This window comes from Paenibacillus sp. Root444D2 (assembly GCF_001426375.1).
Taxonomy (GTDB): domain Bacteria; phylum Bacillota; class Bacilli; order Paenibacillales; family NBRC-103111; genus Paenibacillus_E.
This window is the reverse complement of sequence record NZ_LMEO01000050.1, coordinates 355,403-371,527: the sequence shown is the minus strand read 5'-3', so window position 1 is coordinate 371,527 and position 16,125 is coordinate 355,403. Positions and strand designations below refer to the sequence as shown.

Sequence of the window (16,125 nt, the reverse complement as noted above, 5' to 3'; positions counted from 1 at the left end):
GATGTATGATTACAATCAACAATCTATTCAAAACCTTCGGTTCTCAGCAGGTGTTAAAGGGTATCAATATTACCTTAGAGAGAGGCAAAGTGATGGTTGTCATCGGTCCCTCCGGCTCCGGGAAATCTACCTTGCTTCGTTCCATTAACGCTCTAGAAATTCCTGATAAAGGCACGATTGAGGTAGGGAACGCTCATCTTACTTTTACTGAAATAGTTAAGCCAAAACAGAGTGAGATCCTCGCTTTAAGGAAAAAGACAGGGATGGTTTTTCAGTCCTATCATTTATTTCCTCATTTAACGGTATTACAGAATGTTACGGCAGCTCAGGTCATTGTGAAGAAAAGAAGCAGGCAAGAGGCTAAAAGTAAAGCAGTCGAACTGCTTAGGAAGGTCGGTTTAGCGGACAAGGCTAGCTCTTATCCCCATCAGCTGTCCGGAGGACAACAGCAGCGGGTTGGTATAGCCCGAGCATTGGCCGTAGATCCTGAAGTACTCTTATTTGATGAGCCAACTTCTGCCTTAGACCCTGAGCTTGTGGGGGAAGTGCTTAAAGTCATGAAGGACTTGGCCGTGGAAGGTATGACTATGATAATTGTTACGCATGAAATGCAATTCGCTAAGGAAGTAGCGGATACTGTTGTCTTTATGAACGATGGCAGTATTGTTGAGCAGGGTGCTCCCGATTCTTTGTTTAATCATCCTAACCACGATAGAACAAGATTGTTTTTATCTAGACTTAGCGGGGCAAACAACTAATATAGCTGTTTGCCATAAGGCTACGATACTAGGACTGCCGAATCTTTCGGCAGTCTATTCTTTATATTTCAAGACACTGCAGAAAGTCGTGTAAATAACAAGACAGCATATATAATTACATCCCTTTACCAGTATTTGTGTCATACAATAGTAGTGAAATGTTTCATTTAAATGAGGAGGAATTAGTGTGGCGATCACATTCGGTATAGTTGGAAGCGGCTGGCGTGCAGAGTTTTTTATGCGTATCGTGCGAGCCCTTCCAGATCGTTTTAAAGTTAGCGGTGTTGTGGTACGTAACGAAGCGAAAGGGCGTGCGTTCGAGGAACAATGGGGAGTGCGGACGTTCCGCTCAACCGAGGATTTATTGAAGCAAACAACACCTTCGTTTGTTGTCCTTTCGGTTCCTGTTTCACAGACTCCGGAATTGGTTAAACAACTCGTATGTGAAGGAATTCCCGTTCTGTCCGAAACACCGCCTGCGGCCGATCTGGAGCAATTGAATCAGCTCTATCAAGACATTGGACCGGACGCCAAGGTACAGGTGGCGGAACAATATGCCTTCCAGCCGCTGCATGCAGCACGAATTGCTGTCGTACAATCCGGCTTGCTGGGCTCTGTTAGCCAAGCACAAGTCTCTGTTGCCCATGGCTACCATGGGATCAGCATCATGCGCAGTCTCCTAGGCATACGATTTGAAGATGCAATGATTCGAGGTTTCGGATTCTCTTCTCCGATTATTAGCGGACCTAACCGAGAGGGTGATCCAACTAGTGAGAAGACGTCGAGCTCTAATCAAGTGATCGCACATCTTGAGTTCGGGGACAAGTTAGGTATGTTTGATTTTACCGGTGATCAGTATTTCTCATGGATTCGTTCAGAGCGAGTACTTGTACGAGGGAATAAAGGGGAAATAAATAATACGAGGATTGCCTATTTGCAAGATTTTCGCACTCCCATACAACTGGAGCTAAGACGGCTGAATGCCGGGGAGAATGGCAACCTTGAAGGGTATTATCACAAGGGCATTTTGGCAGGCGATAAATGGGTTTATCGAAATCCCTTCCAGCCAGGCCGTCTGCCGGACGACGAAATAGCGATTGCTACTTGTCTGCAAAAGATGAGTGAATACGTGCAGGGGGGACCCAGCTTTTATAGCCTTGCGGAAGCGGCACAAGATCACTACCTGGGTATGATGATCACTCAAGCGGTTAAATCGGGTGAAACCGTCCAAACGACCAAGCAATCGTGGGCTACGTTTTAATGGAGAAGGTCCTTTTCATAGGACCCTGATTTTGATCCTTATTTATGCAATAATGTAAGAACATATATCTTAAAAGGAGATCAACATGCCAAAACAACGAAAACTGTCAGAACCTTCAGACTTTGAGAGGATGAGGGTATTTCGACAGCCCATCTCGATCTTTTTACACGGTGAACAAATAGGTGAAAATGTTATCATTCAATCACATGATGACGAATTAGTTGTAAGCACGACTGGCGAACAATTCGTGAAGGCAAATTGTGAATTTCTAAGAAAGGTACATTGACGACTGGAGGATTTCAAATGCCTAAGGTAGACTTCGACCACGACTCTGTTTATCAACAAGTATATACCTTTGCTCCAAATGCTATAGCGTTGGTGTCCATGGATGGAACGATTAGGAGGGTCAATTCCTCCTTCTATTCAACCCTCGGTTATACGGAGCAAGAAGCAATTGGACTTACGCTTAAGGAAATAACCCATCCTAATGATTTGAATAAAATTAATGCACTAATCGAAGAGGTATTGAATGGAAATTCACAATTCTATGAGTTAGAAAAGCGTTGTATTCAGAAAAACGGGAACCTTATTTGGGCGTCTGTAAGATTATCTTTGGTTCGTGACGAAAAACAAGGAACACCCCTATACTTTATTGTTCATATCATCGATATTTCATATAAAATAGCCACGGAACAAAAACTTTTAAAGATTGAAGAATTGTATGAACTTATCTCAAAAAATGCTCAGGATATTATTACTTTAGTGAATCCAGATGGTAAAATCGAGTATTTATCTCCCTCCGTGAGTGATTTATTGGGTTATGAGCCAGAAGAATTGATCGGAAAAAATAGTTCTGAATTAAATCATCCTGAAGATTTAGAAAAAATAAGATCTGAACCTTTTTCGGATAATGAGGTAGTTACCTATCGTTCACGCCACAAGAATGGTACGTATATTTGGTTTGAGACTGCGATTAAACTCATTAGAAATGATCAAGGAAATCTACAGAAGGTATTAGGGATAGGGCGGGATATTACAGAGCGAAAGAAATACCAGGATAATCTTGCGGAGGCCCAGCATATTGCCATGCTTGGCAGTTGGGAATTGGATATTCTCGATGATAAGATCACATTCTCTGAAGAATTTTACCAAATTTATAACTTGTTAAAAAATAATTTACCATCCGACCCTACGGATCTTGCATTTATAATTCATCCAGAAGATCGACAACGATTTAATGAATTCATTGATCAAGCCATGCAGGGTACAACGATTAGCTCGGAATTTCGCAATCTGCAGCTTGATGGAACTATTAAGTATATGCAAATTCGCGTTTCAGTAACATTCGACGAAAATGGAAAGCCTGTCAAAATGAATGGAACTACACAGGACATTACGGAACGCAAAAAAGTAGAGTTGAAGCTGCAAGAGTCCGTAGAACGCTATACGTCTCTGAAAAAATACAACCACGATGCTATTATTTCCCTGGATGTTAAAGGCAGGATCATTAACACCAATGAAATGGCAGAACGACTGACTGGATACAGGGTTATGGAGATGAGAGGTGAGCGTATTTCCAAACTTATTGGTGAACGAAATCTCCGGAGGTTAATCTCCTATTCCATGGAAGACGTTACAACCGAAAGAAATATTAATAAAATCAGACATAAAGATGGACATAATGTTGAAGTATTAACAACGATTGCGCCTATCATCATTAATAAGGAAAACGTCGGGTTCTATATTATTGCGAAAGATATGACTGAACAGAAACAATTGCTTATTGCTAAGGAAGCAGCTGAAAATACAAATAAAGCAAAAAGTGAATTTTTAGCCATGATGAGCCATGAAATCCGAACCCCTATGAATGGGGTGATTGGCATGACTGACTTGCTATTATCTACGACAGACTTGGATGACGAGCAAAAAGAATATGTAGAAATCATTAATAAAAGCGGGAGCACGCTTATTAAGATTATTAATGATATTTTGGATTTTTCCAAAATTGAAGCAGGCAAGACTGAATTACAAGCGCAGCCATTTGATATCAGAGACTGCATCGACGATACGCTCGCTGTACTAATGCCAAAAGCACATGAAAAAAAGCTGGATATTCATGTTTCTATGATTCCGGAATTGCCTTATAAATTAATTGGTGATTATGATCGCTTGAAACAAGTATTAATGAATCTCATTAGCAATGCGATCAAGTTCACGTATAGCGGCGGGGTGTCCATTACGGTTGAAAATAATGGGCGTGAAAATCAAAAGATTCAGCTTAAATTTTCAATAAAAGACACGGGGATTGGTATTCCCAAAGAAAAACTCAATCATTTGTTTGATCCCTTCTATCAATTGGATAGTTTCATGACGCGACAATCGGAAGGAACAGGATTAGGCTTAGCCATTAGCAGAAAAATTGTTGGGTTGATGGGTGGAGATATTTGGTTCGAACAAACGGACGAACCTGGGGCAACTTTTGTATTTACAGTTTGGTTTAAAGAAGAGGTATCGCATCCAATAGACTCTTCTATACAAGAAATCGCATTTGTTCAAAAACCTTTGAAAGTTTTAATAGCCGAAGATAATCAAATTAATCAGATTGTATTAAAAAAAATGATTGAAAAGATGGGACATTTCACAAGTATTGTCGAAAATGGCAATCAGGCTATTCGAGCTCTTGCTTACGAAACATACGATATCATCTTTATGGATATCCAAATGCCTATCCTGAATGGTCTGGAAACTACTCAACAGATCAAAGAAACAATGCCGCCAGAGAAAGTCCCTTACATAATTGCTGTGACAGCTAACGCTTTAAAAGGCGATCGTGAAAAATGTCTTGAAGCAGGTATGGATGATTACATCAGCAAACCTATCAAAAGCGAGGTTATTTTCGATAAGATTGAAAAGTTTCAAAAACAAAGGCGGGAAATAAATGGCGGAGTATATAAATGAGGAACAAGACCAAAAGCCGAATGCCAAATTCATCGTCATTACGGATACACATGTTGAAGATGATATAGAAGGCGTATATTCGCTGAATTTCATTCAGGTCTTACAGGATATCAGGGCAACTTCGCCCGATAGTCAAGGAATTATGCATGTTGGTGATATGACTAACAATGGCAAGCAAACAGAGTTTGAAACGATGACTCAAATTTTGAAGGATCATAGAGAGGGTCTGCCACCTATCTATTTTACTTACGGCAACCATGATGTCCGTTGGGCGGACTTTGATACCCAAATGTCTTATTTTACAACAAGTACGGGTATGGATAAAAAGTATTACGATTTTTGGATGAACGGCTATCATTTTATTTTCTTAGGGACAGAGAAGGGGTTAAAAGACTCTTCGTATTTATCAATGACGCAGCTTGAGTGGTTAGATCTAAAGCTATCGGAGCACGAAGAGGCTCACAAACCGTCCTTTATTTTCGTTCATCAGCCTTTGAAACATACAGTTTCAGGGTCACAAAACAAGTTCGGGTGGCATGGTATTCGACAGGATAGGGAACTTAAGACAATACTAGCTAAGCATCCGCAAACGATTGTATTCACTGGCCATACCCATTGGGAACTGGGTTCGGCCGATACGATGTACAACTCCAAGTATGCAACGATGTTTAACGCAGCCTCCACAGCCTACTTATGGACGGATGAGAATGTGGAGAAGGCAGGCTCCCAGGGATATTTCGTAGAGGTTTATGATCATAAAGTGGTCGTAAAAGGAAGAGACTTTAAAGCTAAAACGTGGATCGAAGATGCCACTTTCACAGTATCACTTCCTTCGTTAATTCCAAAGGTGGACCCTGAAGTCGATCCCGATCTGACGCTTGGTAGCCCGACAATGCAGATAGACAGGGCCGTTTATCGGACTCGCGATTTGATTGAAGTTACTTACACGGGGTCATTGGGAGAAGATGCATTCGGTATTTTCCCAAGAGGTACTATACCTAGTGAGATTCAACCGATTACTCCAATAGCGCATATTAAAACAAATTCAGCAAGCCAGCCGGATGGGAAGATCATATTCACTGATTTGAATCTTCCAGCGGGATCTTACGATATCATATATTTGGGGGAAACATTGAATACTGAGCTAGCACGAATATCTTTTGAGGTTATTTCTGAGGATTAGAGCTTCCCGAAAGTAAATAGGGGTACAAAAAATGAGGTGCAAGGTTATTATTGCCTCCTCATTTTTTTTTTTGTTTTTGTCGATTGCAAAAGAAACTCACCCGACCTCTAGTAAGCGGAACGTCGATCCGTTATTTCAGGAAATCTGCTTATGAAATTGAATAAGGGGAACGTGGGTGCGTTATTTGATCAAAAAGAACGATCCGGAGGCACAAAAACACGAAATAACGCATCGTCGTTCCTCTTCCTCATGATTTCGGGTGTTTTTCGTCTAAATAACGCTTCTACGTTCCCTCTGCAAGCAAGTTTGCCTCTTCAAGCGATGGGATAAGTAATTTTGGCTCGATTGGTGATGACATCACGATAAGAATCGTATACGTCCCATACTTATCACATTGGTTGCCGAACTCTTCGAGAGACCGTGTGGAGTCAGTCATAACTTTCAATAAGTAGTTATGTTCTCCGCTTATGCGGTTGCATTCGACGACATCGGGTGATGAGCGGCAAAAATCAAGGAATGCATGACAATCCCTCGTATGAAACAGGATGTAGGCGGCTGCTTGTTTCCCGATTTTCTCCGGGGAAATCATGGTGCGATACTCTTGGATGATCCCTTTTTCCTCCATACGTCTTACTCTCTCCGTTACTGCGGGTTGTGATAACCCAACACACTTGCCTAGTTCCGTCATTGATATTCTCGCTTGGTTTTGAAGATGGTAAAGGATTTGTTTATCAACATGGTCCATTGAAATCGGCTCCTTTAAATTTAAGGTTTTGTTTAAAAACTAACTCGTTTTTATTTGTTAAAGGGCAGACATAACTTGAATGCCTTATGTAATGCAAGTCACTTAATTATTATAATAAACTAACAATAGTGAAGTGATCAAATCTTTCCTATTCAGAGAGGATGAAAACCAATGAATAAGTTGAATGCAAACAGAATGAATCCTGAACGATTACAAGCACGCATGGATGAAGTAATCGATCGTACCCTTGCGGATAAACGGTTGGTTGGCGCTGTCATTAAAGTGGCGATAGACGGGGGACTGGTTTATAACCGCGCAGCCGGTTTTGCAGACCGTGAAAAGAACCAGATGATGAAGGGAAATGCTTTATTTAGGCTTGCTTCTGTAACTAAACCTATCGTTTCAACAGCTGCGATGATACTCGTTTCGCAAGGCCGCTTACGACTTGACGACCGCGTTGATCGTTGGCTTCCAGCGTTTCGCCCACGTTTGGAGAGCGGTGAGTTCGCGGCGTTGACGATTCGGCATTTGATGACACACACGGCAGGGCTGACTTATCGCTTTTTTCAGGAAGAGAATGGTCCCTATCATCGAGCCGAGGTATCGGATGGTATGGATCAGGCCGGTATCACGTTGGAAGAGAACCTCCGTCGTATCGCCTCTGTTCCGCTCCTCTACACGCCAGGCACCCAGTGGAAATATTCAATTGCCACTGATGTTCTCGGCGCCGTGATTGCGAGAGTTACAGATTCACCGCTTGGCGAAGCCATACGTACGCTAGTGACAGCGCCGCTTGGCATGGACGACACTGGGTTTACAGCAGTTGATCCAGTGCGACTAGCGACGGCCTATGCCAATGCAAATCCAGAGCCACGGCCTCTGCATGATCCCGATAGCATTGATTTTATTGAAGGTACGGCGGGCTTTCGGCTTGCCCCTGGCCGGGCACTTGATGATTCGGCCTATCACTCCGGCGGAGCCGGCATGGTCGGGAGCGCCGGCGACTTATTGCTGCTGCTGGAAGCACTACGTAAGGGCGGAGCGCCCCTGCTGCCGGAGAGTCTGGTTCGCGAGATGACGACCAACCAACTCGGTGATTTGCCAATGGCCTATTGGCCAGGACGAGGCTTTGGCCTAGGATTTACGCTGCTCAAAGATCCTATCGCCGCAAACACTCCGGAATCACCGGGCACCTGGCGTATGGGGGGGACCTATGGTCATTCCTGGTTCGTTGATCCTGAGAAAAGACTAAGTGTCGTAGCGTTTACCAATACAGCTTTGGAAGGCATGTCAGGCCAGTTTACCGTTGATCTTTGTGAAGCCGTTTATGACGGGATCAGGAACGAATGAATGAACGGAAGATAAACCCCATATTCTTTATCGCTCTGGGCTTATTCGGCGTGTATACCATTGAGTTTGGCGTTGTAGGAATATTACCAGCTATTACAGAGCGTTTTAATGTCAGCACGTCTCAGGCCGGCATGCTCGTCGGTGTGTTTGCGCTTGTAATAGCACTGTGTGGTCCCTTTATGGTGCTGATTCTTTCTAAATATAATCGTAAAAGTGTAATGATCGTGTCTTTACTCATTTTTGCTGGAAGCAGTTTATTATCAGCTTATGCTCCTAATTTTTATGTTCTGCTTGCGCTTCGGATTATCCCGGCCTTATTCCATCCCGTATATTTTTCATTGGCTTTTGCAGCTGCAGTTTCGCTCTATCCAAAGGAAAAATCCACTCAAGCTTCTGCGAAAGCATTTGTTGGTACTAGTATGGGTATGGTACTTGGAATTCCGATAACAACCTATCTCGTACATCAATTCTCATTCGAGGCTGCTTTTATATTTTGTGCCGTTGTAAACACCGCTGCTAGTGTGGGGATCGCCATCATGCTTCCGAACTCTTCCAAAGCTGAGAAAGTCTCTTACGGGGAACAGCTCGGTATATTGCGTAAAGTCCCCCTATGGATCAATATTGGAGCAGCAACATTCATATTTGCCGCTATGTTTTCGGTCTATAGCTATGCTGCCGAATACTTGGAACAAGTGATGGGGTTGAGCGGGAGAATCGTTAGCGTCATGCTTGTCATTTTCGGTGTTGGGGGAGTGGCCGGCAACTTATTGGCAGGGAGACTGATTGGTAAAAACAAGGTCAGAACGACTGTTTTTCATCCAATCGTATTAGCCACCTCTTTCTTACTGCTCTATATGGGAGAAAGATCCATTGTGCCTATCATTGTCATAATGGTTTTGTGGGGAGCCGCTCATACCAGTGGACTCATCGTAACCCAGATATGGTTAACTTCTGAAGCTCCGGAAGCTCCTGAATTTGCCACTGGGTTGTATATTTCCTTTATCAATCTGGGTGTGTCCATCGGTTCCTTAGCAGGTGGGTGGTTTATTAGCACTACAGGAATGAAAGGGACTATATGGAGTGGTTTATTGTTTATTATGCTGGCACTTCTATGTATTGGGTTTAAAATTGCTTACTTCAACCGAAAAGGGTTGCAGGTAAATCGGGTTTCAAACGGGGCCTAACTGGACAGCAAGGAATATGAGAATAAGGGCGTCGAATAAGAAAAATATGCTATAATTCAGTGAGATTTATTTCCAGATACATAAGATGTGATTATCGACTTAAATAAAAGCTATATTGAATCGGGGAGGAACTGGATCAAGATGGATCCGAAATCCATACGGGCCTTGCAGGCTATTGGACTTTCAACGTAGGGGCCCAGGATCAGTCCGGCAACAGCCGAAACGGAACGATTCATGGCAGTCCCACAAAGATTAAGTAGTGACTTGTGGAGAATAAAGACGTACCATTAAAGCAGGCGCTTAGGGCGACCTGCTTTATTCTTTGAAGTAAAGGGTTTTCTGGAGGAACGAAATGAACTTATTTAAAGAGCCGATTCATTATGATGATCCTCTTCTTCGTATTCAAGTGCTTAGCTTTAACAGCATGAAAATATGTCAAGATGGGTGGCATTTTCATCCTCAAATAGAGATTATAGCTGTTCGGTCTGGAAGAATGGAAATTCATACACCTGCGGAGATATACCACTTGCAAGCGGGAGATGTGCTGATTTTGGGTTCTTGCCAACCCCATCTCGATCTGAGAAAGCAAAACGAGGTCGTTGATTATGTGGCGCTTCAATTTGAGCTGGAAGCCTTCTTTGATTCCAACATGCTTCCATACTTGTATCTGTTTCAGGAATCAATGCTACCATTAGTCGAACTAAACACATTGTTTAAAGAGAATTCTGAACTGCGTCAGCAATTCTACAGCACGGTCATTGAATTGCAGCTGGAACATCAGCAGAGACAGAGGGGCTATGAGCTCGCAATCAACTATTTGGTAAAGAAATGTATTTTTTTATTGTTACGTCATGACAACTTAGGATTGTTAGGACCAAGCCGATCGATAAACGACTCCAACCTAAAGCCAGTGTTCGATTACGTGGAAGCCGAATTATCTAATAAAATAAGCGCCCAGCAAGCATGCCATCTCGTCAATTTCAGCTATACCTATTTCCTTAAATATTTCAAACAGATCATGGGTATTTCCTTCACAGACTATGTGATTCACCGTAGAATCAAATATGCTGAACGACTGCTTTTGACCGAAGATCTTAGCATTGCTGAGATTGCCGAACTTGTCGGCTTACCGAACATATCCCACTTCTACAAACTATTTAAAAGACTCCATCAATGTTCCCCTAAAAGCTTTAAAGACACTATGATAGCACGAACTCATGAAACTACTGGCATGGGCTCAATGATCACAACAGAATAGCATCATAATGGAGTGGAATCGGATATGGGCAGCCTATTTCTTTACTGCTACTATAAGAGAAGAGAATAATACGAAGGAGCTCCATACAATGTCACCTGACTTTCCAACAAAAGGAACAAATGGCGTACGGTTTGTTTATTACACAGATATTGAAGTTGATAGTGTTGCCTTAGCAGGGACCTTTAATAACTGGAATGGCGATCGAAACTATATGAACAAAAGGGAAGATGCAAAAGGTTGGGAGATTGAGTTAACGATCCCTAAGGGAAGACATCTTTATAAGTTTGTAGTGAATGGGGAAGCATGGATTTTGGACCCATTGAATCCGAGTGTGTCGGAAGATGGGCAAAATAATTCGGCCATAACTGTTACTGAACAGGGAGAAGTACTGATCCGAACAAATGAAATTTCAAAAGAGCAACCTGGATATATGTATGAAAACTTTACGGCTATCCAAAGTCCCGAATGGATTAAAAAGTCGGTGATTTATGAACTTCATCTCAGAGCGTTTACCGACAATGGTTTTAATGGACTTTCAGAGAAGATTGACTATTTCAAAAAAATGGGAATCAATACACTTTGGCTGATGCCTTTCAACGAAGTTGGACATGAGGGAAGGTTAGGTAAATATGGCGACCCCTATGCGGTAAAAGACTTCTATTCCATTGATCCCAGCTACGGAACCAAAGAAGATCTACGCTCATTTATTCGTAAAGCGCATGAGAACGGGATCAAAGTCATTATGGATTGGGTGTTGAACCGCACAAGTGTGGATCACATTATGACAAGAAGCCATCCGGAATATTTTACTCGTAATGAACAAGATGAGATCTATTATGATGTGCCTAATCGAGCGTATTTTGCCGGTCTAGAATTTAGTAACCGCGAGATGAGGAAATATGTCATTGAGGCTATGAAATATTGGATCGTTCAGTTTGATTTTGACGGTATTCGATTGGACGATTCGGACATAACTCCCTTTGATTTTCTCTCTGAAATTAAGCATGCGCTGCAAGAGGTAAAAGCTGAGCTCATCCTAATCTCACAGTCCTACGATGAGTATCATCATATTGAATCTTGTGACTTGACCTACGACGGCAGTCCCCGAATTCTAATACGTGATATGGTTGATGGAACGATCGCTCAGAGCGATTTTATAGCGATTTATTACTCTTATAAGTACAGCTTTCCTAGGAATGCGCTAAGAATGAGATGGCTGGAGGAAAAGGAACGGTCAAGAGCATGTAACTTTTTTGGCGAAAAACTTGCAAAGGCTGCAGCTTCTATCTTGCTGACGCTTGAAGGTGTTCCATGTATGATGATGGGGCAGGAATTTAATGAGAGTACGTTGGAAACATGGACATCCTTATTCGATGAATACAAGCTGAACTGGGATCAATTCGATACGGAAATGTTCGAGCATTATCAATTTCTGATTCATCTTCGAACGAACAATCCGGCATTTTGGATGGGAGATTTAACGTTCATTCGCAACTCTGAAGAGCAGGTTTTATCTTACTTGAGGCAATACGAGGATAGTAAATATTTGATCATAGTTAACTTGTCAAAGGATGCTTTATTTGTTCAATTTGACAATGACGCGTTGGCAGGCGAATTTATCACTGATAGAGAAAATATGATCTATCTTACCGGAAGGGACGACCGCCGCGTTGAGAATAATTCATCCAGTCTATGGATTGATAGCTATGAAACAATGATATATAAAAAATGATAGTGTTACCGAAAAGCCCTCTTTGAACACATACAAAGAGGGCTTTAACAATAAGTAAAAACTATTGGTTTTTAGCAAGTTCTTTTCTGTTTGGTGCAATTGGAGGTTGTTCTAACCATTTATTTTTTATCATGAGATCAAACCAATTTTTCGATACAGTCAAATCCTTGAGAATGATCCGCTCATAATCAAGAATTAGATCAGACCTCATGGAACCCGCTAGTCCTAATCCATGATAGGATTGAGAAGTCAGAAACAAAAAACCAGTATGAAACATGATAAGTTTATCTGAAAACGGTGAGTCTGTAGATTCGGTTATTTCCGTTTCCCATGACATCGGAACAGGTAAATTATCATCCTTTAGTTTTTTGCTTAGCAATTGAATGTGGTCATTTGAAGTTTGAACGGCGTCTGTTAGAAATTTCCTTATTTCTTTGGAACCGGCAATTTGACTAAATGCAATTCCAAGTGTTTTTGCCATAATACTTTTCTTTAAGTTAAGTGAAATATTGCCTATTTCTATGGCTGAAAGAGGACGTTTATCTCCCCAAAAACCATCGAGATATTTTTTGCTATCAATAAACTCTGGGGTTGTACGCGGGAAAAAATAAGGATCTCTTTGGAAGTGTCCCTTTTCGAGTAATAAATCAACGGTGCGTTGGTACATATTTTTTCCATCCGTCAAACAGGAATCAAAAAAATCTCTTAAATCTTTTCTAACGGATGTAGTAAGCGAATAGATGTGACCGTTTAAACCATGTATGGTCATGAGATACAAATAATCCAAACAGAAAATATCTGAAAATAACCTTCCAATATTGGGATTGGTATCTGCTTCTGTAAACCCTATAGGTAATGGAAATCCATCATTAAGCATAAAGGTAGAGACCTGCTGCATTTGATTCTCTGAAATTTTTATTGCATCGTTAAAAACCTCTCTAATGGACGTATCCTCTATTATTGAAAGCATATATTTATTTACTTGATTTACCATAGATTCGTTTACATATTGCCCCCACAAAGCTCCGATTTCCGTTGAAGTTAGTTTTAATTGAGTAGTGTTCATATCTGTATCACCTCTAAAAATTAGATTGTCCAATTTGAAAAGGATTTATCATTTATCTCCGATTGAAACTAGAACAGGTGCAGTAAGCTTGTACCACACCAACATGCCAAGAGAACTCAGACCTACCAAAAATAAAAGGCCGTAAACATGTTTAAAAGAATAAGGAAGTGACGTATTCTTTTGAATTTCGAGTAGTATGCCGCAAATCGCAACTGAAATTGAACCTCCAAAAAATTGGATCAGCTGCATAAGTCCCATGCCAGAGCCTATTAATGATTTTGGAAGAATGCGTGAGGTCTCGTTGTTCAAAGATGCAATCGTTGCTGAAAAAGCAGGCGAGAAACAAACATAACCAAAAAGTAAAACGATTGGCGAAGCGCCGAGAGTCAAATAAAAAGCAATCATCACGAAAGATAAAATACAATGCCCTATAAACATAAAGCGTAGATTACCGTATCGATCTATCCATCGTCCGACGAAGCGTGTCAAGAATGCCGACAAGATGGCGCCTGGCGCAATGGTTAAGCCAATCATCATAGCTGATTGATCGAACACTTTAGCTAACACCAACGGCATAAGAAATAAATTGCCAAGGTTCAATACTAAGATACAAAACCCGATCATAACAAGCTTACGATAAGCTGGATTGGTCAGCAGTACAGGGTTAATGAATGTTTCTTTCCCATGTTTCAAGTGCCAAGCATGAATAAGCAATGAAATACAACTGACAGCAAGCCATGTCCCAGAAACTTGCGTCACAGCTAACAGCAGCGAAGTCGCATTGACGATCGTTAAGAGACTGCCCAGAATATCGAACCGAAAGGTTGGCGTATTTTCTTTGGGAAGCAAACGCACAAGGATGGGAAGAATGATAAGAACAAGGCAAGTGATTGCGAACAATCCGTTCCAACCCAAGTATTCGCTAATCAAGCCGCCAACGATCGGACCGAGTCCGAAAGCCATTGCACTCCCTGCGGAAATCATGGCGATGGCTGACCCGCGCCTTTCAATTGGAATATATCGACTTGCTAATACTAAACCAAGGCCTGCCATTACCCCTGCGCCTGCAGACTGAAGAATGCGAGCCATGAGCAAAGCATGGAATTCCCGGGCAAATAATCCGAAAACCGATGAAGATCCAAGCACCAAGAGCCCCACGGTCAGCAGCTTGCGAATCGGTACGACATCTGAGAGCCTGCTGTAAATCACTGTCGATAAGGCATACCCGATGGAGTAACTTGAAATCACCCACGATCCGAGATCGGCGGTGATCCCAAGATCTTGAATAATACTAGGAATAGATACATTGAACATCGTCGTATTCATGACAACAATGAACAAGCCAATTGTCCATACCGGCATTACAATTTTATCGTTCATCTAATACCATCCTGTCTAACTAGAGATCTGTTTTATTTATCCCCCTATTATACAAATGTCAGTCAAACATAAAAAGAGCTGCCCGCGGCAGCTTTTTTAGTTTCTTTGGTTTGCTGACTATTCCTTACATGCATAATAGAATGTTCTTTTATCCACACTAGAAGGTATGAAGCAAAAAGCAAAAATGCGAGGGGGAAAGATCTAAAATGGAAAAGATATTACTGCGGATTTTATTTGCCTCATCATTAGCAGCTGCCCCATTCATTTTGAAACGTAAAAACCTGCTCATGTATCTGACTATATTCTTTTCGAAATGTGTTTTATCAAGTTCGATCGATTCCTACTTTATTAAAAAAGGGAAGATATCGTACCCCGTTCGTCCTTTCGCCAAAGTATTTGACACGAATATTTTGTACGATTTGTTATTCTATCCGCTTTTAAGTGTTATCTGGGTAAGATCGACTTATCAGAGCAAGCCAGTTGAACTCCTCACGAGAAGTTTATATTTTAGTGGACCAATGACTTTACTTCAATGGTTTTTAGAGAGAAAAACCGATTTGTTTAGATGGAAATCCTGGTCTGTTCTTCATACATTTGCATCAATTAATTTTACTTTGTTTACAATAAGAGCGTTTGTGGGTTTATTAAAAAGGATTACGCCTGAAGTAAGAGGAGGACATTTTGTAGAGGAACGATCCCATAGCAAGATGCCATCACCTGAGTTCATAGCAAGTTTAGCAAATCACCGACTGCCAGATGACAACTATGCACAAATCCAATAAAATTGAGAAACTATTATGGGCCATCGCACTCCCTGGGTTTGGTCAGTTTTTAAACGGGAAATATGTTAAAGGAATCACGTTAATTATCTTGGAATTTATCGTGAACTACATGTCAGATCTCAATCAAATTATTATTGACAGTTTCCAAGGAAACATTCAAGAGGCCATCCAGAAAACCGATTATCATTGGTTAATGTTTTACCCTTGTCTCTACATGTTTGGTATCTGGGATGCTTATAAAGACGGGGGAGATACGGCAGAGTATGCGTATATTCCTTTTGTATTAGGCGCTTTTCTGGGGACGGTAGGAATCATCTATTCGGATGTGTTTCAACCTTTCGGTAGTCTATTAGGTCCGGTTTGGCTGCCTATGCTATTTTCATTTGTTGGTATTGCAATAGGCGTTGTTCTATTTCTTTTTTTAAAACGACGTCATTCAACACTTTAAAGGGTATCCCTGTCAGATAG

Annotated in this window: 14 protein-coding genes; 11 read left to right on the top strand and 3 right to left on the bottom strand. The window is 41.4% G+C overall.

Annotated features, from left to right (window positions below; all coding sequences use genetic code 11):
* The first annotated feature begins 5 nt into the window (after positions 1-5).
* The 5 genes from ASD40_RS29160 to ASD40_RS29140 all read left to right on the top strand — a co-directional run bounded on the left by ASD40_RS29160 (position 6) and on the right by ASD40_RS29140 (position 6,160).
* Entirely contained in the window at positions 6-758 is a 753-nt protein-coding gene (locus ASD40_RS29160) for an amino acid ABC transporter ATP-binding protein (RefSeq protein WP_057306639.1), read from the top strand.
* A 187-nt stretch (positions 759-945) separates the two neighbouring features.
* Positions 946-2,019 carry a Gfo/Idh/MocA family protein gene (locus tag ASD40_RS29155; RefSeq protein ID WP_327205313.1) on the top strand — a complete coding sequence of 358 codons (1,074 nt, stop codon included), beginning with the start codon at positions 946-948 and terminating at the stop codon, positions 2,017-2,019.
* 85 nt (positions 2,020-2,104) lie between these two features.
* Positions 2,105-2,305 (top strand): hypothetical protein, encoded by a 201-nt coding sequence (locus tag ASD40_RS29150; RefSeq protein ID WP_057306638.1) that lies wholly within the window; start codon positions 2,105-2,107, stop codon positions 2,303-2,305.
* 17 nt (positions 2,306-2,322) lie between these two features.
* Entirely contained in the window at positions 2,323-4,977 is a 2,655-nt protein-coding gene (locus ASD40_RS29145; protein WP_057306637.1) for a PAS domain S-box protein, read from the top strand.
* Positions 4,958-6,160 carry a metallophosphoesterase family protein gene (locus ASD40_RS29140; RefSeq protein WP_057306636.1) on the top strand — a complete coding sequence of 401 codons (1,203 nt, stop codon included), beginning with the start codon at positions 4,958-4,960 and terminating at the stop codon, positions 6,158-6,160. Before ASD40_RS29145 ends, ASD40_RS29140 begins: the two co-directional genes overlap by 20 nt.
* A gap of 283 nt (positions 6,161-6,443) precedes the next feature.
* Here the strand turns inward: ASD40_RS29140 and ASD40_RS29135 are convergent, their stop codons facing one another.
* Complete coding sequence (locus ASD40_RS29135; protein WP_057306635.1) at positions 6,444-6,905, bottom strand: Lrp/AsnC family transcriptional regulator; 462 nt, start codon at positions 6,903-6,905, stop codon at positions 6,444-6,446.
* A 171-nt stretch (positions 6,906-7,076) separates the two neighbouring features.
* Here ASD40_RS29135 and ASD40_RS29130 point away from each other — a divergent pair, with 171 nt between their 5' ends.
* From ASD40_RS29130 to ASD40_RS29115, 4 genes are all read left to right on the top strand, one after another.
* Entirely contained in the window at positions 7,077-8,255 is a 1,179-nt protein-coding gene (locus tag ASD40_RS29130; RefSeq protein WP_200957482.1) for a serine hydrolase domain-containing protein, read from the top strand.
* Positions 8,252-9,439, top strand: coding sequence for an MFS transporter (locus ASD40_RS29125; protein WP_057306634.1), 1,188 nt, complete (start codon positions 8,252-8,254; stop codon positions 9,437-9,439). Before ASD40_RS29130 ends, ASD40_RS29125 begins: the two co-directional genes overlap by 4 nt.
* Positions 9,440-9,791: 352 nt before the next feature.
* Positions 9,792-10,697, top strand: a complete 906-nt coding sequence (locus tag ASD40_RS29120; RefSeq protein ID WP_057306633.1) for an AraC family transcriptional regulator — start codon at positions 9,792-9,794, stop codon at positions 10,695-10,697.
* Between the two features lie 88 nt (positions 10,698-10,785).
* Positions 10,786-12,429 (top strand): alpha-amylase family glycosyl hydrolase, encoded by a 1,644-nt coding sequence (locus ASD40_RS29115; RefSeq protein WP_057306632.1) that lies wholly within the window; start codon positions 10,786-10,788, stop codon positions 12,427-12,429.
* 61 nt (positions 12,430-12,490) lie between these two features.
* Here the strand turns inward: ASD40_RS29115 and ASD40_RS29110 are convergent, their stop codons facing one another.
* Positions 12,491-13,495 (bottom strand): DUF3231 family protein, encoded by a 1,005-nt coding sequence (locus tag ASD40_RS29110; protein WP_057306631.1) that lies wholly within the window; start codon positions 13,493-13,495, stop codon positions 12,491-12,493.
* A gap of 48 nt (positions 13,496-13,543) precedes the next feature.
* Positions 13,544-14,875, bottom strand: a complete 1,332-nt coding sequence (locus tag ASD40_RS29105) for an MFS transporter (RefSeq protein ID WP_057306630.1) — start codon at positions 14,873-14,875, stop codon at positions 13,544-13,546.
* A gap of 206 nt (positions 14,876-15,081) precedes the next feature.
* Here ASD40_RS29105 and ASD40_RS29100 point away from each other — a divergent pair, with 206 nt between their 5' ends.
* Positions 15,082-15,657 carry a CBO0543 family protein gene (locus tag ASD40_RS29100; protein ID WP_063860440.1) on the top strand — a complete coding sequence of 192 codons (576 nt, stop codon included), beginning with the start codon at positions 15,082-15,084 and terminating at the stop codon, positions 15,655-15,657.
* Positions 15,641-16,105, top strand: coding sequence for a hypothetical protein (locus tag ASD40_RS29095; RefSeq protein ID WP_057306629.1), 465 nt, complete (start codon positions 15,641-15,643; stop codon positions 16,103-16,105). The genes ASD40_RS29100 and ASD40_RS29095 overlap by 17 nt, the downstream gene beginning before the upstream one ends.
* Positions 16,106-16,125 lie beyond the last annotated feature (20 nt).